Raw genomic sequence first — 22,035 nt, 5'->3', positions numbered from 1 at the left:
AATTATTCCTTCGTTACGCGGTCAATTTCTTCGAGAGTCGTAATACCCATGCGCACCTTGTTCAAGCCCGATGCCCGCAAATCATTGATGCCTTCGGACTTTGCCTGCTCTGCGAGCTGCATGGCATTGCCGCCTTCAAGAATGAGCGAGCGCATTTTTTCGCTCAATGTCATGACTTGATAGATGCCGACCCGGCCTTTATAGCCGTTCGTACAATGCTCACAGCCTACAGGACTGAAGAGTTGCAGATTATCCAGCTCTTCCTCTCTAAAGCCTGCAGAGACCAGGGCCTTGGCCGGATAGTCGGCCGGTTTCTTGCAATGCTCGCACAGGCGTCGCGCCAGGCGCTGAGCCATAATCAGGTTGACGGCCGAGACGATATTGAAAGGCGGAATGCCCATCTGCATGAGACGGTTCAATGTTTGCGGGGCGTCATTGGTATGCAGGGTCGATAACACCAAGTGGCCTGTCTGTGCCGCTTTGATGGCGATTTCCGCCGTTTCCAGGTCGCGGATCTCGCCGACCATGATGATATCGGGGTCCTGGCGCAAAAAGGCGCGCAGGGCCGAAGCGAACGTCAGGCCCGCCTTGGGATTCATATTGACCTGATTGATGCCTTCTACCGTGATTTCAACAGGGTCCTCGGCCGTGGAAATATTGCGCTCGATACTGTTGAGGATGTTCAGGCCTGTATAGAGTGAGACTGTTTTACCGCTGCCGGTTGGTCCGGTAACGAGGACCAGGCCGTAGGGCTTATGAATCGCTTCAAGAAACAGTTTTTCCTGTTCCGGTTCAAAACCCAGCTTTTCAATGCCGATTTGGGCGCTGGTGGGGTCCAGAATACGCAAGACGACTTTTTCGCCGAATAAGGTAGGACAGGTGTTGACTCGAAAGTCAATCGCACGATTCTTCGATAAGGACATCTTAATACGGCCGTCCTGCGGAACCCGACGTTCGGCGATATCCATCCTGGCCATGACTTTGATGCGCGAGATAATGCGGTTCGCGGCGCTAGTCGGCGGACTGGCGACTTCATGCAGGATGCCGTCAGACCTGAACCGGATACGGAAGTTTTTTTCATAAGGTTCCAGATGAATGTCGGAAGCGCCTTTTTTTATCGAATCCAGCAGGATTTTATTGACGAAACGCACAATGGGGGCATCGTCAATTTCAGAATTGATATCCTCATTCGCATTTTCATCGCCGCCGGTAATATTCAGTTTTTCCAGATCTTCGTCGAGCAGAAGATCTTTCATGGACGTATCGGATGCCGCTTCTAAAGAGGTTTCTATCGCCTTGACGAGCTTGTTTTCCTCGACCAGTATGGCTTCGGGTTTAAGCAGGCTGTGAAACTTGATGTCATCGAATGCCTGGAAATTGGTCGGATCGGAGACCGCTACAAATAGGGTTTTGCCGCGTATAAACAGCGGCAGCACATGATGCTGACGAATCAGTTTTTCGCTGATCACTTTGACGGGCAGGTTGCGGCAGTCTATCGCATCCAGATCGAAAAAAGGTATGCCGAATTCAGTGGAGGCTTTGGTTGCTGCGGCTCTGCTATCAACAAAATTATTGGCGACCAGATAGGAAATGAGCGGGATTTTTCTTTTTTGCGCTTCCTGAATGTGGATTTGGGCATCATTTTCAGACAGCAGGCCGCCTTGAATTAAGCATTTTGCGAGACCATTGAATTGTAGATCGGTTAATACGGTAGCCATGCGGTAGTCATGCGATTAGTTTAATGCAACTAAAGCAAATATAGATCAAATAGGAGGTTTGTCCAATGAACTGGACAAAAAGGGGATAGGTGCAGGGGGAAAACGTTTTCCCCCTGTGTTTGGGCGCCTTTATAAGGCCTGGATTTTGCGGTGCTGTTCTTCGAGGTTGTTCAATGACGAACGCAAATCGGCCAGTTTGGCTTTTTCCTTATCGATTACATCGGCCGGCGCTTTATCGATGAAGGCCGGATTGCTTAATTTGCCTTCGATTCTGGGCAGTTCCTTGATGATTTTCTGAATTTCCTTGTCCAGCCGCGCCAGTTCGGCTTCCTTGTCGATCAAGCCGGCCATCGGAATCAGGATTTTCATGTCGCCGACCAGCGCTATCGCCGATTCGGGCGCCGCTTCATCGGCGTCGAGCCAGTTAATCGATTCAAGACGGCCGAGTTTCAGCAAATAGACCTCATTGTTGGCCAGGCTGTTTTTATCGGCGGCGGAACCGTTTTGCAGCAAGACCGGCAGCGGTTTGCCCGGCGCTATGTTCATCTCGCCGCGGATACGGCGCACGCCCAGGATGAAGTTCATGACCCAGTTGATTTCGGCAATGGCAGTCGTATCGATCTGAGCTTCATCGGCTTTCGGGTACGGCTGCAGCATAATCGTTTCAGCCTCGATTCCGGCTAATGGCGCAACGCGCTGCCAGATTTCCTCGGTGATGAACGGCATCAACGGATGTGCCAGACGCAGCACGTTTTCCAGTACTGTCAGCAACGTTCTGCGCGTACCGCGCTGTAGCGCCTCATTGCCGGATTGCAGCGAAATCTTGGCCAGTTCCAGATACCAGTCGCAGTATTCGTTCCAGGTAAATTCATAAATGGCCTGGGCCGCCAGATCGAAACGGTAGTTGTCGATGGCATTGCTCGTTGCGGCAATGACCTGATGCAATCTGGCGGTAATCCAGCGGTCGACCTGCGTATATTCGCAAGCGCCTGACAAACCGTTGTCCTGGCCCTCGGTATTCATGAGCACGTAGCGCGCGGCATTCCAGAGCTTGTTGCAGAAGTTGCGATAGCCTTCGGTACGAGCCAGGTCGAAGCGGATATCGCGTCCGGTCGAAGCTAGCGAGGCGAACGTGAAGCGCAGCGCATCAGTGCCGAAAGACGAAATGCCGTCCGGGAACTGTTTGCGCGTGGCCTGCTCGATCTTTTTGGCCAGATGCGGCTGCATCATGCCCGAGATGCGTTTGGCGACCAGGGCTTCCAGGTCGATGCCGTCAATGATATCGATAGGGTCCAGCACGTTGCCTTTGGACTTGGACATCTTCTGGCCTTCGGCATCGCGGACCAAGCCGTGAATATAGACTTCCCTGAACGGCACGTCGCCCTGGAATTTCAGCCCCATCATGATCATGCGCGCGACCCAGAAGAAGATGATGTCGAAGCCGGTGACCAGCACGCTGGTCGGGTAATGTTTGGCCAGTTCGGGCGTGTTGTCAGGCCAGCCCAAGGTCGAGAACGGCCATAAGGCGGACGAGAACCATGTGTCGAGCACGTCTTCATCCTGCTTCAGCGCATAGTCGGCCGGCAGGTTGTGGATGGCGCGGACTTCCTGTTCGGAGCGGCCGACGTAGGTGTTGCCCTGATCGTCATACCAGGCCGGAATCCGGTGTCCCCACCAGATTTGTCGGGAAATGCACCAGTCCTGAATGTTGCGCATCCAGTCGAAATAGGTGTTTTTCCAGTTGTCGGGCACGAACTTAATCGCGCCGGTTTCAACGGCTTCTATCGCCGGCTTGGCCAGCGGCTCGACTCTGACGTACCATTGGTCGGTCAGCAGCGGTTCGATGACGCTGCCGGTACGGTCGCCACGCGGCACCATCAGTTTGTGGTCGACGATTTTTTCCAGCAGGCCCTGGGCTTCCAGGTCGGCGACAATCTGCTTGCGCGCTTCGAAACGGTCCAGGCCGATGTATTTTGCTGGGATCAGGTCGCCTTCCGCGTCCAGATTGCCGCGCACAGTGGCATCGACCGTAAAGATATTGATCAGGCCGCCGTGCGGCAGTTCGTTGATGGCTGAGGCGTTGCGGTGCCGCGTCCAGACCTCGTAGTCGTTGAAGTCGTGGGCCGGTGTGATCTTGACGCAGCCGGTGCCGAATTCGGGATCGACATACTCATCGGCAATAACGGGAATGCGGCGGCCGGTCAGCGGCAGCTCGACAAATTCGCCGATCAAGTGTTTGTAGCGCTCGTCATTCGGATGAATCGCAACGGCAGCATCGCCAAGCAGGGTTTCCGGACGCGTCGTGGCAACGATCAGATGCCCCTGGCCATTGGACAGCGGATAGCGCATATGCCACATTGAGCCGTTTTCTTCTTCCGACAGCACTTCCAGGTCCGATACGGCCGTGTGCAGGACCGGATCCCAGTTTACCAGGCGTTTGCCGCGGTAGATCAAGCCTTCTTCGTACAGGCGGATAAAGACTTCCTGAACGGCTTCGGACATGCCTTCATCCATCGTGAAGCGTTCCCGGTTCCAGTCCAGCGAAGAGCCCATGCGGCGCAATTGGCGCGTAATCGTGCCGCCCGACTGCTCCTTCCATTCCCAGATTTTTTCGATGAATTTTTCGCGGCCGTAATCATGGCGGGTTTTGCCCTCGGCATTGATCAGGCGTTCGACGACCATCTGCGTGGCGATGCCGGCGTGGTCGGTGCCGGGCTGCCATAAGGTGCTGCAGCCTTTCATGCGGTGATAGCGCGTCAGCGCATCCATGATCGTGTCCTGAAACGCATGTCCCATGTGCAGGCTGCCGGTGACATTGGGCGGCGGAATCATGATGCAATAAGATTCGCCGTCATCTTTGGCGGCAAAATAGCCTTTTTCTTCCCAGATTTTATACCAGCGTTGTTCAATTGAATGGGGAGCGTATGTTTTATCCATGGATGTGTTGTGTTCTTGTAAAAGTTATGCGTTTAAGAAGCAAGGTTATCGGTTGTTGCGCCTTATATCTCAAATTTTCATGCTAAATCTTGTGCGTGGCAATGGCTAGCCCCAACTGCTGATACTGGCGGTAGCGTTGCCGGCCGGCCTCTTTGGTTTCCTCGCTGTCATCGAGAATTTCCAGGATGCGTTCGATCTGCTCGAGATCCTGCGGGCATTGCGAAGAAAGGTTGATCACGGTTTTCTGCCAGTTTTCAGGCGCCTTCTGCGTGCCGATCAGAATGACATGGCGCTCCCATTCCGCACGCGGGTGCGAGAATGTCTCGCTCGTATAGCGTTCGTGCGGGATGAAACTACCTGCCCGGAAAGTCCAGAGCAGGTTGTCCATGACTTCGCTTTGTTCGGCCGAATCGGTCAGCACATAGCAGAAGTGGCCGCTACGGTAGGCTTTTTCTATCAGTTTGCAGGCAAATAGATACCGTTCCTGTTGCGAGCGTGACGGCAATAGATAAAAGCTGACTTCCGGCATGCGCTGTTAGGCCTTGGGCGTACGGTTAATCAGATATTGGCACAAGAGCGGAACGGGGCGGCCGGTCGCGCCTTTGGCCGGGCCGGTACGCCAGGCCGTGCCGGCGATATCCAGATGCGCCCAGCGGAAGTTCTCGGTAAAACGCGACAGGAAACAAGCCGCCGTAATGGTGCCGGCATCTTTGCCGCCGATATTGGCCATGTCGGCAAAATTGGATTTGAGCAGTTCCTGATATTCTTCCCATAACGGCAGGCGCCAGAGGCTGTCGGTGGCCGTCTCGCTGGCCGCAATCAGTTCATTGCACAGCCTGTCGTCGTTGCCGAGCAAGCCGCTGGGCACGCGGCCTAAAGCCACCAGGCAGGCGCCGGTCAGGGTCGCCAGGTCAATCACGACATCGGGGTTGTAGCGTTCCGCGTAGGTTAGCGTGTCGCAAAGAATCAGACGGCCTTCGGCATCCGTGTTCAAGACTTCGATCGTCTTGCCGGACATGCTGGTCAGAATATCGCCGGGCTTGTCGGCATTGCCATCGGGCAGGTTTTCCGTCGATGGAATCAGCCCGACGATATTGAGCGGCAGTTCCATTTGCGCGGCGGCCTGCAGAGTGCCTAGAACGGCCGCGCCGCCGCACATGTCGTATTTCATTTCATCCATGCCCGCGCCGGGCTTCAAGGAAATGCCGCCGGCATCGAAGGTGAGCCCTTTGCCGATCAGGACAATCGGCTTGCCGTTTTTATCGCCGCCCTGGTATTCCAGCGTGATCAGCTTGGCGGGCTGGCGGCTGCCGCGCGCGACGGCCAGCAAAGCGCCCATGCCCAGCTTTTCCATGTCGGTTTCTTCCAGCACGTTCACATTGAGCTTGCCGAATTTTTTGCCCAGCTCGACCGCTTGTTCGGCAAGATAGGTTGGGGTGCAGATATTGCCCGGCAGGTCGGCCAAGTGTTTGGTTAAATTGACGCCTTCGGCGATGGCTCGACCCTGCTCCAGTCCCGCTTGCGCCAGGGCGCTTTCGCTTTGCGGCGCGCAGATGCTAACCTTCTCGATTTTGCTTTCCGTTTCCTTGTCGGATTTCAGGTGAGTGAATTGATAGACGGCATCGCTGAAGACTTCGATGATTTGGCGCGTTTTCCACTGCCAATCGCCGGTTGTTACATCACATTCAGCCAGACAGCAGGTGACGGATTTTATTTGCGGCTTTTTCAGGCTATTTATAGCCGCTGCCAGCGCCTTGCGGTAATTTTTGCCCGATAAAGGCTCTTTTTTGCCCAGACCGACCAGTAAAATGCGTTCGATGGCGCTGTCGGGCACGACGTTGATTAGGACGGTTTCGCCGTTTTTTCCGCTGATATCTCCACGGCTGACGATGTTGCTGATGATTCCCTGAGTACTGGCGTCGAGGGCGATGGCCGACGGACTCAGTTGCTGATCCTCGTAAACGCCAACAATAACACAGTCAGATTGCAGTTTTTCTAAAGGCGTGATTTCTATAGAATAGTCCATAATTTTTTATCGTGTAGTTGCGAGAGAATGGTTATCTTGAGCAAGCCGTCTTAGACGGCCGCTGCCAAGATGGGCTGTTTGTTTTCGGATTATACAACACAAATATATTTTGATGGGGAGACAGGCTTTTGGGAGCAGATTGGCCGCAAGGCTATAAAATGGGACGGCGTCCGTGGATCACCGTTCTGGATAAGATGATTATGCGCGATTTGATCAAAACATTGCTAGCTGTTTTGACCGTGATTGTCGTCATAATCGTCAGTCGGAAATTTATCAGAATCCTGGATAAAGCGATTGAGGGGCAAGTCTCCAATGAAACATTGCTGACCATTCTGGGTTTGAAAATAGTCACTGCCAGTATCGCTTTCCTGCCGGCCGCTTTATTCATGGCCGTGTTGATGGTATTGGGCCGCATGTACCGCGATCAGGAAATGTCGGCAGTTTCTTCCGCCGGAGGAGGCGCCAGCACAATTTATCGGGCGGTATTTCTGCTGGTTTTTCCGTTGAGCGTAGTGTCTACGGGGCTCTCGATGTATGTGTCGCCCTGGGCTGAGGCCAGGACAGAGGCTTTGATGCAACAGGATGAGCAATCCGCCGATATCAGAGGCGTCGCAGCGGGAAAATTCAGCGAATACAGTCAGGGCGATCTGGTTTTTTATGTGGAAAAACTTGGCAAAGATAAAAAGATGCACAAGATTTTTGTGCAACACAGGCAGCGTAATGGCAAGCTGGCCATCATTAATGCTGAAGCAGGACGGCTGGAAGATTTAAAAGATGGCCGTTACATGATTCTGGAGCAGGGCGAGCGCATACAGGGGCAGCCGGGAGCGGTAGATTATGTGATTGAAAATTTTGCCGAATACGCTGTCAGGCTGGATGAGAAAAGCTCGGTCATCAATATGAGCCGCGAGGCGATCCCGATGAAGGTGCTGAAAAGTTCTAACGCCATACGCGACATTGCAGAATTGCAGCGCCGCTATTCCATTCCTTTGAGCATGATTTTTCTTACGCTTCTTGCCGTGCCGTTGGCGCAGAGCGCCCCCAGAGGCGGCGTTTACGGCAATATGATGGTCGCCTTTTTAATCTATTTCAGTTACGGAAATCTTATCCGCGTCAGCCAGAGCTGGGTCATTAACGAGACCATTCCTGCCTGGCTGGGCGGTGTTGGGGTTTATTGGATATTGTTGCTGGTCGGCATTGGATTATTGATCAAACTGTACGGATGGCAGTGGGTTATGATGAAAATCAGGGAAAAGGTGGCAAGGTGAATGTATTAACGAAGTATATCGTCAAGGAGATTTTAAAAGGTTCGCTGATTGCGATTCTATTGCTATTGACATTGTTCAATCTGTTCACCTTTAGTGATGAGTTAAAGGATCTGGGAAAAGGGCATTATGGCTTAAAGGAAATCTTTTCCTATCTGGCGCTGACTTCCCCCCGGGTTTTTTATGAGTTGATGCCGTCATCGGCGTTGCTGGGCAGTTTGTTCATATTGGGCGCCATGGGCAATAATCGCGAATTGATCGCCATGCGTGCGGCTGGACTGTCCGTTCTGGGCATTATTAAAGCAGTGATGCTGGCCGGTGCTATTTTAGTAGTGATTTCCATTGCCGTTGGCGAGTTTGTGGCGCCTTTGACTGAACGCACGGCGCAGATGATCAAATCCACTGCCCAGAATGAGCAAGTTTCCATGAATTACCGGTATGGCCTTTGGTTGCGGGAAGGCGGTAAATTCATCAACGTCAGGCAAATCATCGATGATGGGCATCTCGCTGACATCAGTATTTATGAACTGGATGACCAGCGCCGGTTGCGCCAATCTGTGCATGCGGACAAGGCGACTTTTTTAAAGGATCAGCAGTGGAAACTGGAAGGCATCAGGCAATCACAGATTTCAACAGAGCAAATGGCCGCCAGTGCACAGAGCGAGCAGGTCTGGAAATCATCGATTGCGCCGGATTTGCTGAAGGTTGTTGTCATAAGCCCTGATAATATGTCCTTGTATGATCTGGCGATGTACATTGATTTTCTTAAGGAAAATCATCAAAAATCCCAGTCCTTTGAATTAGCTTTCTGGGGACGCGTGGTTAATCCGCTGGTCACCTTTATCATGCTGCTGGTTTCGGCGCCGTTCGTGATAGGCGTTAAACGAGGCGTCAGCGTCGGCGGCAGGATGATGGTAGGGGTAATCATCGGCATGGGCTTCAATATTTTCGACAAAATCGTCGGGCACATGGGGTTAATTTATGACCTTAATCCTCCGCTGATGGCGTTTCTCCCCAGCCTGATAGTCTTGGGGCTGGCTCTGTTCGCCATGCGGCGCGTGCAATAAACGGGCAGGGCAGAATCTAAATTCCGCCCTGCTTAATTCCATCCTCAATATTTCTTCAATATTTTAAAAGGACGCTGAAGGGTTAAAAATATAATGAAAACGCTACTGTACTGAATGCCACAGTCAGCGCTACTTGTATATTTATTGAGGAGGACAATGGACAATTCAAGATTCAGGATGGTGTCGGATCTAAGCGATTATAAAATTCCATTTGCGCTTAACAGGCAAGCGCTCACCGACTGGCTGCGCGCCTTGTCCATAAAGCGGGATTACAATTCGGGCAAAGAAGTTTTCTGTCTCTTGCAAGCTTTCACCCGCATTGAGACCGATCCTTAGCAGCATTTGGCTTATTTGCAGGAAATCGATACTTGCCTGGAAGATCTTGTCGGCCAGTTGGAAAAAAGCTATCTGGACGCTGGATTTCCTCTCGGTATGGAAGAGCGGGCGCATGTCGATATTGTTACATTTGCCTACGCGATGCTGGCTGAAAATTATTCACTTTCAGAAATCTTTATCAGTTATTAAAACAGGAAGTGGCCGGTCATGATGTGTTAAAGCCAATAAACCGGCCACTGTCCATGCGCGTGGTCAAGTCTTTGGGCCTGGCGCAAAAAAAGAAAATATACCCGAATTGCCGAACAGAGGGATGGCCTGGGCATTATTGGTTTTAATAATTTAATAAGATTCCTGTGCAAGAATAATAAAAACGAAACGGAAAATTTAATTCCGCTTCAAAAAAGATTCCAGAATTGCCGGGAAACTGGCAGGTTCCCGATTGGGAACTGGTGCCGGAGGGCTGTGGCTGGATGCATCAGATGAAAATGCATTACGGGAAAGAGCATCAGGGTTCAGCAATAAACAGAATCTTGAAGTTCAGCAGGGAAATCTCATACGATAGCCGAGTCTGGAAACCGTCGGATATTGAGAAGAGCAAATTGCTTGAAGATGTGTTCGTTGGCGCTTTTGAAATAATTAATAACAGCGCCCAGGGACTGTACATATTATGGAAATCCGCTGATTTAAAGATTAGGGTCGGCGATATTTTTGCGCTGATTTCGGCTAAAGATAATAGAGTAGAGACAGGCTTGATCAACAGGGCGTATGGGAATCGAAATGCTTGGCTTTGAATCCGAAGTGATCGGCTTGATGCCGCCCGGCCAGAAAGAATCGTCTTATCGGGCTGTTTTTCTTCCGGGCATTAAGGCATTAAAACAGCAAGACGGTATTGTCTATAGCTCGAGCGGTTTTTCTGTGGGTGAATTTGTTAATATGCGGCATGGAGAAAAAGATATCTCATGCCGGTTACATAAATTAATAAATTCCGCTTCCGCTGTCAGTCATGTGGAGCTGTTGTTTTATGTTACAGATTCAGTCTAAACCAGTTGTTACTGGTCGGTATTATAGTGTTTATGAATACCATCTATATTCCGAATATAGACTTTATTGGAGAAATAATTTTTTGATTATTAGCTCTAGTAATCTCTATGTTAAAATAAATAATTACTTGTAATTTTTTGCAGGTAAGGAAAGTGCGTTAATAACCATATAATAAGAAGGATATGCAATGAAAACTAGAGAAATTATCGCAGTAGGTTTATTCGGTTTGGCTTTATTGACTGGTTGCAATAAAGGAGAGGAAACTACTACGCCTGCAACAGGCAGCTCATCAGAGTCGGCTCCTGCAGCGACTACTCCTGCACCAGCAACTACAGCACCTGCTGAATCAGCGCCAGCAGAACCAGCACCAGCAGCACCTGCTACTGAAGGCAAATAAATAGAAATAACCGGAAATGCGTCCTGCATTTTCGGCGGCTCATTTTTGAATGAGTGCCGGGTATGGTTTATGCCCGGCAAATCCCCTCGCTTAACTCACCGGACATATCACGCAATGATATGAATTCTGCAGTTTTAATCGGCAAAGTACTTTCCGATAAGCGAAACTACGACTTCTAATAATTCAACTCCCAGGCTCTTGTCCGCGTAATCGGATGGGGATGCGTCAGTATAATCCCGAGTCATTTTGTGACGACCTGTTCTTTTCTCGACTTGAATTGTCCGCTCATGCAGTAGCTGGCCGCCGGCCTTCTTCCATTCCATAAGATGGGTTATTTCGCCGCTGTCGAGCCAGATGCCATGGTTTTTGCAGCGGTCGACAACCACGCCGCTGCGATGGCCGAATACGCGCCGGTTCATAAGGGTGCGGCAGACAGGACATTTGATGTATTTGACTTTTTTATTGGCTTGATGGCGATCCTTATTGATATTGTCCAGATATTGCTGATTTGCATCGGAAACGTTCGGGACAGTGCTTTCAAGCAGGATGTCTATTTCTCCGGGATCAAAAAACAATCCAAAACAATATTCACAGCGCTCAATCAGAACGGTGCCGTTGATATTGATGGTTTGTAAGGGTTTCTCGCAATGAGGGCACAGTCGGTCAGGCCGTCTCTGGATAGCGGTATATGAATGCCTGTTGTTCAGATCGACATCATTGTATGAGCCGCAATATGAACATTTGTTGGTGTTTGCCGGCAGTGGTGCTGCACAGCTGATGCATTTAGCCATAATTTCATGGTTTATCTATGAAGATGATCTGCCCGCATCGCCTTTGATGTATCATGTTTTAATATGCCAAGCCGGAACACGGTGCGTACGAGCATCAATTAGTCTTTTTGCATATGCATTTAAAACATAAATTATAGTCAACAATCAGGAGGTAGTGTGGCAATCAGAAAATTCAATGATAAGCAGCCTAGCATCGGCAGGTCCGTCTATATCGATGACAGCGCCGTGGTGATTGGTGATGTGGCGATCGGCGATGACGTGTCAATATGGCCGATGACGGTGGTCAGAGGCGATGTGGAAAGCATCACGATCGGCGAAGGCACCAATGTTCAGGATGGTGCCGTATTGCATGTATCACACGCCGGCAAGTTTTCGCCGCAAGGGCATCCGTTAACGATCGGCAAAGGCGTGACGATCGGGCATCGGGCCGTGGTTCATGCCTGTACCGTCGGGAATTATTGTCTGATAGGTGTCGGCGCCATCATTATGGATGATGCCGTGCTCGAGGATTATGTCATGCTGGGAGCCGGAGCGCTGGTGCCGCCCGGAAAAGCGCTGGAAAGCGGTTATCTCTACGTGGGCGCGCCCGCCAAGCAGGCAAGACCTTTAAAAGAGTCTGAAAAAGAATTTCTGGAGTATTCTTCTCAGCATTATATGCATTTGAAGGACCAGTATTTGAAATAGGTCAGAATAAAGCGCAGGCCGATTGATTGGGCGCGTGTTTCTTTTAGGCCTGACGCTCTGAGTTGAGCAATTCAATAACGGGCCGGGCTTCAGGACGAACGCCGCGCCAGATAAAAAATGCCTCGGCCGCCTGCTCGACCAGCATGCCAAGTCCGTCCAGACTTTTTGCCGCGTTTTGCCTGAGCCCCCAGCGCACGAAAGCCGTCGGTTCGTTGCCATAGGCGAGATCATAGCAGACGCCGTTTTCAGCCAGCAGGCCATCGGGCAAAGGCGGCAGCTGGTCGCTTAAACTGGCCGAGGTCGCGTTTAAAATCAAATCAAATTGCCGGCTCTGCAAGTCGTCAAACCCGCAGCCGCTGACAACTCCCTTGTGATGGAAAGCCTGTGCCAGATCGACGGCTTTTTCGACAGTGCGGTTGGCGATGACTATGGAATGCGGGGCCTGCTCAAGGAGAGGGCCTATGATGCCTCTGCCGGCGCCGCCCGCGCCCAGGATTAAAATCCGGTTTCCTGTTAAGTCGATGGCATGGTTAGCTGTCAGGTCCGTTACCAAACCTTTGCCGTCCGTGTTATCGCCGAGAATAGAGCCGTCTGCCTGTACGGCAAGCGTATTGACCGCCTGGCTAAGCTGAGCCCGCTCGGTTTTGCTGTCGGCAAAAGCCCAGGCCAGTCCTTTCAGGGGTACCGTACAGTTCAGTCCTTTGCCGCCTGCGGTGAAAAAGGCCGTAGCCGCGCTCTGGAATTGTTCGGCAGGCACATCCTGCGCGGTATATTCAAGCGATTGGCCTGTCTGCTCGGCGAAAAGCCGATGGATTCTAGGGGATTTGCTGTGCTTGATGGGATGGCCGAAAACGGCATAGCGATCTGTTGTCATCATGGTTATTCTCTTTTTTCCACCCAGTATTCCCACAAGATCGTCAGCAGCACAATGCCGATGGCAATCAGTATTTCTATCCACAGAAAGTGTTCCGTGTAAGCGGCAACAACGGCGGAAGTGCCCATGAACAGCCCAACCAGACTGAAGCGCCAGCCTACCCGCAGGCCATCGAGGATAGTCGATAGCGACAAAATCAATAAAATGACCAATCCCGCGCTTTCAGGATCAATGCGGCCGGATTTTTGCACTAAGAAAGCGCCGCCGACCACTATCAGGGAAGTGAGCCAGTGAATGGACTGCTCGCGCACTATTTTCTTGAAATCGTCGATATTATGCTTGGATTGCAGCCAGCCGATCAGGATCCCGAACAGGCCGAACACGAACACCATGATAATCCAGTAACCCAAACCATCGGCAGGAGAAAAATCGTTGATGCCGATGCCTACCAGCGACAGGATCAGCAGCAGGACCAGGATGGCTTCTTCAAAGTGAAACCTTCGCTTGGGGGGAATTAGATAATCTTCTGACATGGTACGGATTCCAGATTTAGGGTTATGAAAAATGCTTGTTTCAGAGCGTTAAGGCAACAACTGATTAGTCCCGCAACCATTGCGCCACGGATTTGGCAAAATAAGTCAGAATCGCATCGCTGCCGGCGCGCTTGAAGGCCAGCAGGGATTCCAGAACAACCTGTTTCTCATCCAGCCAGCCGTTCATGGCGGCCGCTTTGAGCATGGCATATTCGCCGCTGACCTGATAGGCGAAAGTCGGCACGCCGTACTGGTCCTTTACGCGGCGGATAATATCGAGATAGGGCATGCCGGGCTTGACCATGACCATGTCGGCGCCTTCCTGCAGATCCAGTTGAATTTCGCGCAGCGCCTCATCGGAGTTGGCCGGGTCCATCTGATAGCTGTATTTATTGCCTTTGCCCAGATTGCCGGCCGAGCCGACGGCATCCCGGAAAGGGCCGTAAAAGCTCGATGCATATTTGGCGGAATAGGCGAGGATGCGCGTATTGATATGATTTTGGGCTTCCAGCGCTTCTCTTATCGCGCCGATGCGTCCGTCCATCATATCCGAAGGCGCGACGATATCGGCTCCGGCTTCGGCATGGGATAGCGCTTGCTTGACCAGCACGGCTATCGTTTCGTCGTTCATGACATAGCCGTCCTGATTGATCAGGCCGTCCTGCCCGTGAGAGGTGAAGGGATCGAGGGCGACATCGGTGATAATGCCCAGTTCCGGCAAGGCTTTCTTTAAAGCCCTTACGCTACGCTGAGCCAGGCCGTCAGGGTTGTAAGCCTCGGCGGCGGCGTCGGACTTTTTATCCAGAGGCGTTACCGGAAACAGCGCAATGGCAGGAATACCGAGATCATAAAGCGCATGCGCCTCTTCCAGCAACAAGTCCAGGGAGAGCCGCTCTATGCCCGGCATCGAGGTGATGGCTTCTCTCTGATTTGCGCCTTCAGTAACAAACATCGGGTAAATCAAGTCATCAACGGATAAGCGGTGTTCGCGCATTAAACGGCGGGAAAAATCGTTATAACGCATTCTTCTCATGCGTGTGCGGGGGAAATTGATGTTATTATATGTCATCTTATCCATAGTCATGGGTTTGGAAATTATCAGAACCTCTGGCTTGAGTCATGCAGTCCGTCAAGTCAGCTTGACGGACTGTTTGGCTTGGGATTTATTTTATCAGGGAATATGGGTCGCTGATATTCGAAAATAGAAAGTATTCGCTAGTTTCAATTCTTAGAGGGTTTTATGAAGGCTAAACAATATACGGTATTTGTTTTATTTGCAGTGTTGCTCGGCTTCATGCCGATGACAAGAGGCATGGCGGCTGATCTGTTGCCTCCACAACAAGCGATTGAAGATGCCTCGACAAAATTACACGCCAAATTGCAGGACAAAACGTTCGCCCAGGATTTTGTCCAGGTTACGCGATTTGTCAATGAAGTCATTATGCCGCATACCGATTTCGACAGAATCTCCGCACTGGTGCTGGGCCCGATCTGGAAAACCGCGACCAATGATGAACGGGCGCGTTTTAAGCAGGAATTCCAGACGCTGCTGATAAGGACCTATTCCAGAGCCTTCGTTGAGTTCCGCGACTGGACAGTACGGTTCCTGCCGCTGGAAATGGAACCCGGCGCGACAAAAGTCGTCGTCAAAACCGAAGTTCTGCAACCCGGCATTCAGCCTGTTGCGGTAAATTACCGGATGGTGCAGAGCCAAGGCAACTGGAAAGCCTATGATATTATGATTGAAGGCGTCAGCCTCGTGACCAACTACCGTACGACTTTCACTAATGAAGTCAAAACCAAGGGGTCACTGGCCGCGGTGATCGACGGATTGGCCAAACGCAACGCTGAAGCGCTTGCTTCAGGTTCAACATCCGCCAGGTCTTAATTGCCCGGCTCTCGTCTTTTAGTTTTGACTGCCACGAAGCTTACAAGCTTCGTGGCAATGCCCACTAGCTCCGACCTGCACAATTCCCCGTTTTTTTCAGTTAATGCTGTGCCCGGACGCGGACAGCGCATTTAACTTACCTGAATGATCGATTATCAACCTTTAATTGAAACGCTGCTCGAGGCCAAGGCCGATGCTTGGGCTCAGATATTGCCGCAACAGCTGGCCCGAACATTCGAACCGGCGAATCACGGCACATTGGCCCAATGGCAGGCGCTGATCGAGCAACTGCCGAAACCGGAGCATACTGGCGCATCGTTAGATGCCGATGCCGTACGGATAGGCTGCCCTGAAGATCTGACTGATGAAGCTTGTCAGCAGTTAAAAGACCAGCTCAAGGTTTTGCACCCGTGGCGCAAAGGTCCTTATGATCTGTTTGGCATTAAAATTGACACCGAATGGCATTCGGACTGGAAATGGGATCGCCTGAAAAACCACATCGCGCCATTAGCCAATCGCCTGGTACTGGATGTCGGCTGCGGCAATGGTTATCACTGCTGGCGCATGCTCGGGGCCGGAGCCCGCATGGTAGTCGGCATTGACCCGTTGCTGCTTAACGTCATGCAATTTCAGGCGATTCGAAAACTGCACGGCGAGGCGCCTGTTTATGTGTTGCCGATTGGCATGGAAGAAGTGCCTTATGGCCTGAAACTGTTCGATACGGTCTTTTCCATGGGCGTGCTGTACCACCGCCGTTCGCCTATCGATCATCTGCTCGAATTAAAAGAAAGTCTGCGGCCGGGCGGTGAACTGGTGCTGGAAACGCTGGTCATAGACGGCGGGCCGGGGCAGGTGCTGGTGCCCGAAGGCCGCTATGCCTGCATGCGCAATGTTTGGTTCTTGCCGACTTGCGATACGTTGGTCGGCTGGATGAAGCGCTGCGGTTTCACCAATATCCGCATTGTCGACGTGACTGTGACCAGCACGGAAGAACAACGCACGACAGAATGGATGACTTTTCATTCGCTCAAGGATTTTCTTGATCCCAACGATCCGAACCTTACCCGCGAAGGCCTGCCCGCACCCAAGCGCGCCATTATTATTGCAAATCCGGCTTAACCCGGCTGTTTAACATTATAGAGATTGAAATGACTGCCTCAAAGACTGCCCCACATATCGGTTTTATTAGTTTGGGTTGCCCGAAAGCCCTGGTCGATAGCGAAAGGATTCTAACCAAGCTGCGTGCCGAAGGTTACACCATCTCGCCGACTTATCAGGACGCCGATCTGGTAGTCGTCAATACCTGCGGTTTTATCGATGCCGCGGTCGAGGAATCGCTCGACAGCATCGGTGAAGCGCTGGCTCATAACGGCAAAGTCATCGTGACCGGCTGCCTGGGCTCCAGAGAAGCTGAAATCCGCGCCCGCCATCCGCAGGTGCTGAAAGTGACCGGCGCGCATGCCCTGGAAGAAGTCGTGGCTTCAGTGCACGAGCATCTGCCGCCGCCTCACGATCCGTTTACCAGCCTGGTGCCGCCGCAAGGCATCAAGCTGACGCCGCGTCATTATGCTTATTTGAAAATTTCCGAAGGCTGCAATCACCGCTGCACGTTCTGCATCATTCCGTCCATGCGCGGCGACCTGGTCAGCCGGCCTGTCGACGATGTCCTGTACGAAGCCGAACGCTTGGCCAATGCCGGCGTCAAGGAACTGCTGGTCGTATCGCAGGATACCAGCGCCTATGGCCTGGATCTGAAGTACCAGAGCCGCGACTGGAAAGGCCGTTCCGTACAAACGCGGTTTTATGATCTGGCTGAAGCGTTGGGCGATCTGGGTATCTGGGTGCGCATGCATTATGTGTATCCGTATCCGCATGTCGATGACGTGATTCCGCTCATGGCCGAAGGCAAAATCCTGCCTTATCTGGACATACCGTTTCAGCACGCCAACAGCCGCATACTGAAGCTGATGAAGCGCCCGGCCGCCAGCGAAAATAACCTGGAAAGAATTCGGGCATGGCGCGAAATCTGCCCCGATATCACTCTGCGCAGCACCTTCATCGTCGGCTTTCCGGGCGAAACCGAGCAGGAGTTTGAAGAATTGCTCGACTTTTTGACCGAGGCGCAAATGGACCGGGTCGGCTGCTTTGCCTATTCGCCGGTCAAAGGCGCAGTTGCCAATGAATTGCCGGATCAGGTGCCTGAAGAAGTCAAGCAGGAGCGTTTAGCGCGCTTCATGGCGCATCAGGCCGAAATCAGCGCCGCACGCCTGCAGCAGCGCGTAGGCCGCATTGAGACTGTGCTGATCGATGAAGTCGTTGAGGAAGGCGCTGTCGCCAGAAGCAAGGCCGATGCGCCGGAAATCGATGGCCAGGTGTTCATCGATGGCGCAACGCATCTGAAAGTCGGGGACTTTGTTGAAGTCGAACTGGAAGAGGCCGATGAGTACGATATGTGGGGGCATCTGGTTTAACATTCCACATATCAAGTTGTAGGGTACTCACCGCGTACCTTTTTAGAGTGCGGAGCCGATAAACGTCGAAAAAGGTATGCGATGCATACCCTACAACTTTTTATTTTCTTTCGGCAAACCATTTCTGGGCAAAGAATCCGGCATAAATCGAAGCGACCATGACCAGTGCTTCCAGTGTGCCCAATCCCAAGCCAGATACAGCAGGCCCCGGGCAATAGCCGGTCATTCCCCAGCCTATGCCGAACAGGCCGGCTCCCAATAGTAAAGGTTTATCGATCTCCCGGCGTTTGGAAACGTGAAAGCCGTCGTCCAGTATGGGAGCCGGGCGCTTCAGCACCCACCTGAAAGATACAAACGCCACCGCAAGAGCGCCGATCATGACAAACATGAGGCTCGGGTCCCAGTTGCCGGTGATGTCGAGAAAGCCCAGCACTTTATCGGGATTGACCATCTGCGACAGCGACAGCCCTATGCCGAATAGAATGCCGCTTAAGAGAGCGAGCAGGATTCTTTTCATGCAGTCAGCTCCAGGACATGGCGGATAATGTATACAGTCACAATGCCGCCGGCCATAAAAGTCAGGGTGGCCAATATCGAGCGCGGCGATAAATTGGCGATGCCGCAAATGCCATGGCCGCTGGTGCAGCCGTTGCTCATACGGGTGCCGAAACCGACCAGGAATCCACCCGCTGCCAATAGTCCCAAAGGATAGTTTTGCCGCATTGCAATGAAGTCAGGCGCAATCAGGCTGAATAAAACTGCGCCGATGACCAGGCCGGCCAGGAAGGCAAGCCGCCAGCTCATTTCGCTTCCGGACGAGTTGAATACGCCGTTCATGATGCCGCTGATGCCGGCCATGCGGCCATTGAACAGCAGCAGGAGGGTTGCGCTGATGCCGATCAGCGCGCCGCCCGTTAAGGCAGAAACAGGGGTGAAATTTTCCACAAAACAAACTCCGGTTAATAATGAATTGGGAATATTCTACTATTTTCCTGCTCATTCTGCTGAGCTAGGTAGAAAGTAGCCGGGTCTTTTTTGCTTTCCCATCTGTTTAGAATAGCAATATATGCCTAAAGGCCGGTTGCAAGCGGAAGGTTCAATGGCCTGCGCATCTAACGGCTCTGAATCCACGCGGCGCTGGTTGCGATGACTTCATCCATGACTGACTGCTCGCTGCGGTTAAACCGCTTCAGTACCTTAAAGGAATGATCGCCGCCTTCGATGATATGCAGGTCGGGATGCATGGGCAGCGTCTTTAAAACCATCTGCAACTTATCGAGATCGCATAAGGCGTCGCGCGTGCCTTGAAAAAACAGCATCGGTGCCGAGATGGCCGGCAAATGCTCCGTGCGCAACTTGCCGGTTTTACCTGCCGCGTGCAATGGATAACCGTACAGAATGACGCCGCCGAATCCCGGACGTTGCGCCGCTACCATCGACGCATAACGTCCGCCCATGCTTTTGCCGGACAGTATCATTTTTTCCGGCGCAAGCCTGGCCTTTTCCAATACGGCATCGATGACAGCCTGCCAGGCAGCTTCCAGGACGGCAGGCCGGTCAGGAGCCTTGCGGCCTTGCTCCATGTAGGGAAAATTGAATTTGACGGTCAGTATGCCGTGTTCGGCGATGCCTTCATGCAGGGCGCAGACAAATCCGGACTGCATGTCATTGCCGGCGCCATGCGCAATAATCAACGCGTGTTGGTATTGTTCAGGGATCAGCCAAACGGAACTGATTTCAGTGCTGTCGTTGACTTGAATCCGATGATTTTCCAGTTTCATAGCGAATAAGCTTGACGAGTTAGTAAAATGTTGTAGAATACGCGCTCTGCAAACGGAGCGGTAGTTCAGTTGGTTAGAATACCGGCCTGTCACGCCGGGGGTCGCGGGTTCGAGCCCCGTCCGCTCCGCCATTCATGCAAGTGACACTAAAGCCCTCAACCGGGCTTTTTTATGCCCGGCGTTCAGGCCGGGTTGTCGCTGTCGATAAAAAAACAGTCCATATCAAATTGCTCGCGCGTTTTTTCCATCAGAGCCTGTATGCCGAACTGTTCGGTGGCATGGTGTCCGCCCGCGAACATGTGTACGCCGTTTTCCTGACTTTCATGCCAATCATGCTCGCTGATTTCCCCGGTTATGTAGGCGTCCAGTCCTTCTTCCGCCGCCAATCGCCATTCGCTGTTCGCGCCGCCCGTAATGATGCCGACGGATCGGATTAGGGCATTGTTGTCCGGCGTCGCCAAAATAACGGTATGTTTGAGAACTTCGGCCAGCTTTGCCTGCAATTGCGGCGCCGTCAGAGGCGATTCCAGCACGCCTTTGATGCCCGTTGCCGAGCCCTTGTAATCGCCGAATGGCTGCTGTTGCCCGCAGCCGATCAGCCGGCCTAAGACGGCGGCATTGCCGATGCCGGCATGGCCATCCAAAGGCAGGTGATAACCGAACAGGTTGATGTTATGCCTGGCTAGCGGCAGCACGCGTTGGGCAAAGGCGCCGGTCAAAGGTCGGGCGCCATGAAAGCTCCAGAACAGGCCGTGATGCACGACCAGGGCATCGGCCCGGTTGTCGATGGCCTGCCTGATCGAATCGCACGTTGCGGATACGGCGAAGGCGATGCGCCCGATTTCGCCGGTTCCTTCTATCTGCAGACCGTTTGGACAATAGTCGGCATAGCTTCGCGGATTCAGCAGGCTGTCGTAAAAATCGTTGAGTTGTTGCGGCGTAATCATGAGCTTAACCTATAGTGCCGCCAGATCGTTTTAAAAGTCTCGGTCAGCGTCTGATCATCGGCGGCGATGCGCGCGGACAGGTCCTGCTCAGAGAACCAGTCGCCGGCCTCGATTTCCTCAGGCGCCAAGGTAAACGGGCCGTTGTGCCGGCAGCGGTAAACCTGGATGAACTCCATGCCGATAGCGGCCGTAGCTGGCAGCTTGAACAGAGGTTCCAGCCCGTCGCCTGCTTTGATGCCCAATTCTTCCTCGGTTTCGCGGAGCGCGCAGCTATCATAATCTTCGCCGGCATCGACATGACCGGCCGCCGAAGTATCCCACAGGCCGGCATTGAGGTCTTTCAGCAGCGATCTTTTCTGCAGAAAGAGTTGGTTCTGATCGTTGAAGACCAGGATATGTACAGCGCGGTGGCGCAAGGATCGGGCATGGACATAGTGACGCGGCAGCGTATCGATCACGCAGTCGTTTTCATCGACGACCGGGAGCAGTTCGTTGTACATAAAGAAATCTGACAGTGAGAAAACAGGCTATGGATTTTAGACTGTTATGGCGGGCATGCAAGCTCGCTTTGAGAAAATTGCCCGCCTTGCAGGGCGGGCAGGGTAGCGTTTACCGAGCTTTGCCGGCTTCCGTGGCTGCCGGGACTTCGACCAGCCGGCCGGATTTTACGTCGTAAATATAGCCGTAGACGGGAATGTTGGACGGCACCAGCGGATGATTCTTAATGCGTGTCACATCTTCGAGTACGCTTTGTTCCTGATTCTTGATGGTCAGCCAGTCGATATATTTGCCTTCGCAAGAACCCGGGCCTTCGCAGCAATCATGCCAGCCGTTTTCATCGATGCTGGCGGTTTTCAGGCTGCTGCTCAGCAGATCACGCATGATCTCGTCGTTAAACGTCTCCATGCCGCAATCGCTGTGATGAATGACAAACCATTCGCGCGTGCCGAGCAGTTTGTAGGAAATCACCAGCGAGCGGATCGCATCATCGCTGGCCCTGCCGCCGGCATTGCGGATGACATGCGCATCGCCTTCGGAAAGCCCGGCATATTTGGCCGGGTCCAGGCGCGCATCCATGCAGGTCAGGATCGCGAAGTGACGGCCCGGCGGCATCGGCAGATCGCCTTTGTCGCCAAAATTATTCACATACTCTCTGTTCGCTGACAGCACTTCATTCAGAATTTTGCTCATGATTTCCTCTCATCATCATCATTATTATCGGCTATAAAAAAACCGTTGAGCCTTAACATGATGTTGCATGTATAAGACTCAACGGCTC

At 52.4% G+C, this 22,035-nt stretch carries 24 protein-coding genes and 1 tRNA gene; 10 read left to right on the top strand and 15 right to left on the bottom strand.

Going from position 1 to position 22,035, the window contains the following annotated elements; all coding sequences use genetic code 11:
- Positions 1-2: 2 nt before the first annotated feature.
- The 4 genes from pilB to ACTNE6_RS17270 all read right to left on the bottom strand — a co-directional run bounded on the left by pilB (position 3) and on the right by ACTNE6_RS17270 (position 6,681).
- Positions 3-1,718: a type IV-A pilus assembly ATPase PilB gene (gene pilB, locus ACTNE6_RS17285; protein WP_331821367.1), complete on the bottom strand. Its 1,716-nt coding sequence runs from the start codon at positions 1,716-1,718 to the stop codon at positions 3-5.
- A 129-nt stretch (positions 1,719-1,847) separates the two neighbouring features.
- Positions 1,848-4,655, bottom strand: coding sequence for a valine--tRNA ligase (locus ACTNE6_RS17280; RefSeq protein WP_442497634.1), 2,808 nt, complete (start codon positions 4,653-4,655; stop codon positions 1,848-1,850).
- Between the two features lie 82 nt (positions 4,656-4,737).
- Complete coding sequence (locus ACTNE6_RS17275) at positions 4,738-5,184, bottom strand: DNA polymerase III subunit chi (RefSeq protein WP_194971674.1); 447 nt, start codon at positions 5,182-5,184, stop codon at positions 4,738-4,740.
- A gap of 6 nt (positions 5,185-5,190) precedes the next feature.
- Positions 5,191-6,681 carry a leucyl aminopeptidase gene (locus ACTNE6_RS17270; RefSeq protein WP_442497633.1) on the bottom strand — a complete coding sequence of 497 codons (1,491 nt, stop codon included), beginning with the start codon at positions 6,679-6,681 and terminating at the stop codon, positions 5,191-5,193.
- Between the two features lie 158 nt (positions 6,682-6,839).
- On the opposite strand from ACTNE6_RS17270, the gene lptF reads away from it, so the two are divergent.
- From lptF to ACTNE6_RS17245, 5 genes are all read left to right on the top strand, one after another.
- Positions 6,840-7,949 carry an LPS export ABC transporter permease LptF gene (lptF, locus tag ACTNE6_RS17265; RefSeq protein ID WP_442497632.1) on the top strand — a complete coding sequence of 370 codons (1,110 nt, stop codon included), beginning with the start codon at positions 6,840-6,842 and terminating at the stop codon, positions 7,947-7,949.
- Positions 7,946-9,013, top strand: coding sequence for an LPS export ABC transporter permease LptG (lptG, locus tag ACTNE6_RS17260; RefSeq protein ID WP_442497631.1), 1,068 nt, complete (start codon positions 7,946-7,948; stop codon positions 9,011-9,013). Before lptF ends, lptG begins: the two co-directional genes overlap by 4 nt.
- A 156-nt stretch (positions 9,014-9,169) precedes the next feature.
- Positions 9,170-9,349 carry a hypothetical protein gene (locus tag ACTNE6_RS17255; RefSeq protein ID WP_442497630.1) on the top strand — a complete coding sequence of 60 codons (180 nt, stop codon included), beginning with the start codon at positions 9,170-9,172 and terminating at the stop codon, positions 9,347-9,349.
- Positions 9,350-9,364: 15 nt separating this feature from the next.
- The gene (locus tag ACTNE6_RS17250) at positions 9,365-9,538 is read left to right on the top strand and encodes a hypothetical protein (RefSeq protein WP_194971671.1); all 174 of its coding nucleotides are present in this window, start codon (positions 9,365-9,367) and stop codon (positions 9,536-9,538) included.
- A 290-nt stretch (positions 9,539-9,828) separates the two neighbouring features.
- On the top strand, positions 9,829-10,140 hold the full coding sequence (locus ACTNE6_RS17245; protein ID WP_442497629.1) for a hypothetical protein: 312 nt from the start codon (positions 9,829-9,831) through the stop codon (positions 10,138-10,140).
- Positions 10,141-10,513: 373 nt separating this feature from the next.
- On the opposite strand, the gene ACTNE6_RS17240 is transcribed toward ACTNE6_RS17245, so the two are convergent.
- Both ACTNE6_RS17240 and ACTNE6_RS17235 read right to left on the bottom strand, forming a co-directional pair.
- Complete coding sequence (locus ACTNE6_RS17240) at positions 10,514-10,816, bottom strand: hypothetical protein (RefSeq protein WP_442497628.1); 303 nt, start codon at positions 10,814-10,816, stop codon at positions 10,514-10,516.
- Between the two features lie 105 nt (positions 10,817-10,921).
- A complete protein-coding gene (locus ACTNE6_RS17235) occupies positions 10,922-11,578 on the bottom strand; it encodes a zf-TFIIB domain-containing protein (RefSeq protein ID WP_442497627.1) in 657 nt (218 codons plus the stop codon).
- Positions 11,579-11,734: 156 nt separating this feature from the next.
- Between ACTNE6_RS17235 and ACTNE6_RS17230 the strand changes: the two genes are divergently transcribed.
- Positions 11,735-12,262 carry a gamma carbonic anhydrase family protein gene (locus ACTNE6_RS17230; protein ID WP_442497626.1) on the top strand — a complete coding sequence of 176 codons (528 nt, stop codon included), beginning with the start codon at positions 11,735-11,737 and terminating at the stop codon, positions 12,260-12,262.
- Between the two features lie 43 nt (positions 12,263-12,305).
- On the opposite strand, the gene aroE is transcribed toward ACTNE6_RS17230, so the two are convergent.
- The 3 genes from aroE to hemB all read right to left on the bottom strand — a co-directional run bounded on the left by aroE (position 12,306) and on the right by hemB (position 14,747).
- On the bottom strand, positions 12,306-13,139 hold the full coding sequence (gene aroE / locus ACTNE6_RS17225) for a shikimate dehydrogenase (RefSeq protein WP_442497625.1): 834 nt from the start codon (positions 13,137-13,139) through the stop codon (positions 12,306-12,308).
- Positions 13,140-13,141: 2 nt separating this feature from the next.
- Positions 13,142-13,669 (bottom strand): hypothetical protein, encoded by a 528-nt coding sequence (locus ACTNE6_RS17220; protein WP_194971665.1) that lies wholly within the window; start codon positions 13,667-13,669, stop codon positions 13,142-13,144.
- Positions 13,670-13,733: 64 nt separating this feature from the next.
- On the bottom strand, positions 13,734-14,747 hold the full coding sequence (hemB, locus tag ACTNE6_RS17215; protein ID WP_442497624.1) for a porphobilinogen synthase: 1,014 nt from the start codon (positions 14,745-14,747) through the stop codon (positions 13,734-13,736).
- Positions 14,748-14,909: 162 nt separating this feature from the next.
- On the opposite strand from hemB, the gene ACTNE6_RS17210 reads away from it, so the two are divergent.
- The 3 genes from ACTNE6_RS17210 (at position 14,910) to rimO (ending at position 18,028) form a co-directional block, all read left to right on the top strand.
- A complete protein-coding gene (locus ACTNE6_RS17210) occupies positions 14,910-15,557 on the top strand; it encodes an MlaC/ttg2D family ABC transporter substrate-binding protein (RefSeq protein ID WP_194971663.1) in 648 nt (215 codons plus the stop codon).
- Between the two features lie 144 nt (positions 15,558-15,701).
- Positions 15,702-16,676 carry a tRNA 5-methoxyuridine(34)/uridine 5-oxyacetic acid(34) synthase CmoB gene (gene cmoB, locus ACTNE6_RS17205; RefSeq protein ID WP_442497623.1) on the top strand — a complete coding sequence of 325 codons (975 nt, stop codon included), beginning with the start codon at positions 15,702-15,704 and terminating at the stop codon, positions 16,674-16,676.
- Positions 16,677-16,705: 29 nt separating this feature from the next.
- Positions 16,706-18,028, top strand: a complete 1,323-nt coding sequence (rimO, locus tag ACTNE6_RS17200) for a 30S ribosomal protein S12 methylthiotransferase RimO (protein ID WP_442497622.1) — start codon at positions 16,706-16,708, stop codon at positions 18,026-18,028.
- Between the two features lie 100 nt (positions 18,029-18,128).
- On the opposite strand, the gene ACTNE6_RS17195 is transcribed toward rimO, so the two are convergent.
- From ACTNE6_RS17195 to ACTNE6_RS17185, 3 genes are all read right to left on the bottom strand, one after another.
- Positions 18,129-18,545: a DUF6691 family protein gene (locus tag ACTNE6_RS17195; RefSeq protein ID WP_442497621.1), complete on the bottom strand. Its 417-nt coding sequence runs from the start codon at positions 18,543-18,545 to the stop codon at positions 18,129-18,131.
- Entirely contained in the window at positions 18,542-18,973 is a 432-nt protein-coding gene (locus ACTNE6_RS17190; protein ID WP_194971659.1) for a YeeE/YedE family protein, read from the bottom strand. Before ACTNE6_RS17190 ends, ACTNE6_RS17195 begins: the two co-directional genes overlap by 4 nt.
- 167 nt (positions 18,974-19,140) lie before the next feature.
- Positions 19,141-19,809 carry an alpha/beta hydrolase family protein gene (locus ACTNE6_RS17185; protein WP_442497620.1) on the bottom strand — a complete coding sequence of 223 codons (669 nt, stop codon included), beginning with the start codon at positions 19,807-19,809 and terminating at the stop codon, positions 19,141-19,143.
- A 54-nt stretch (positions 19,810-19,863) separates the two neighbouring features.
- Here ACTNE6_RS17185 and ACTNE6_RS17180 point away from each other — a divergent pair.
- A tRNA-Asp gene (locus ACTNE6_RS17180) sits at positions 19,864-19,940 on the top strand.
- 51 nt (positions 19,941-19,991) lie between these two features.
- On the opposite strand, the gene ACTNE6_RS17175 is transcribed toward ACTNE6_RS17180, so the two are convergent.
- The 3 genes from ACTNE6_RS17175 to ACTNE6_RS17165 form a co-directional block, all read right to left on the bottom strand.
- Positions 19,992-20,756: a Nif3-like dinuclear metal center hexameric protein gene (locus ACTNE6_RS17175; RefSeq protein WP_442497619.1), complete on the bottom strand. Its 765-nt coding sequence runs from the start codon at positions 20,754-20,756 to the stop codon at positions 19,992-19,994.
- Positions 20,753-21,256 carry an NUDIX hydrolase gene (locus ACTNE6_RS17170; protein WP_442497618.1) on the bottom strand — a complete coding sequence of 168 codons (504 nt, stop codon included), beginning with the start codon at positions 21,254-21,256 and terminating at the stop codon, positions 20,753-20,755. The genes ACTNE6_RS17175 and ACTNE6_RS17170 overlap by 4 nt, the downstream gene beginning before the upstream one ends.
- Before the next feature lie 109 nt (positions 21,257-21,365).
- Complete coding sequence (locus ACTNE6_RS17165; RefSeq protein ID WP_442497617.1) at positions 21,366-21,947, bottom strand: beta-class carbonic anhydrase; 582 nt, start codon at positions 21,945-21,947, stop codon at positions 21,366-21,368.
- Positions 21,948-22,035: the final 88 nt, after the last annotated feature.

The organism is Methylobacter sp. sgz302048 (assembly GCF_052162025.1).
Lineage (GTDB): Bacteria > Pseudomonadota > Gammaproteobacteria > Methylococcales > Methylomonadaceae > Methylobacter.
Note: the sequence above shows the minus strand (reverse complement) of the source record. Positions and strands in the feature narration are given on the sequence as shown.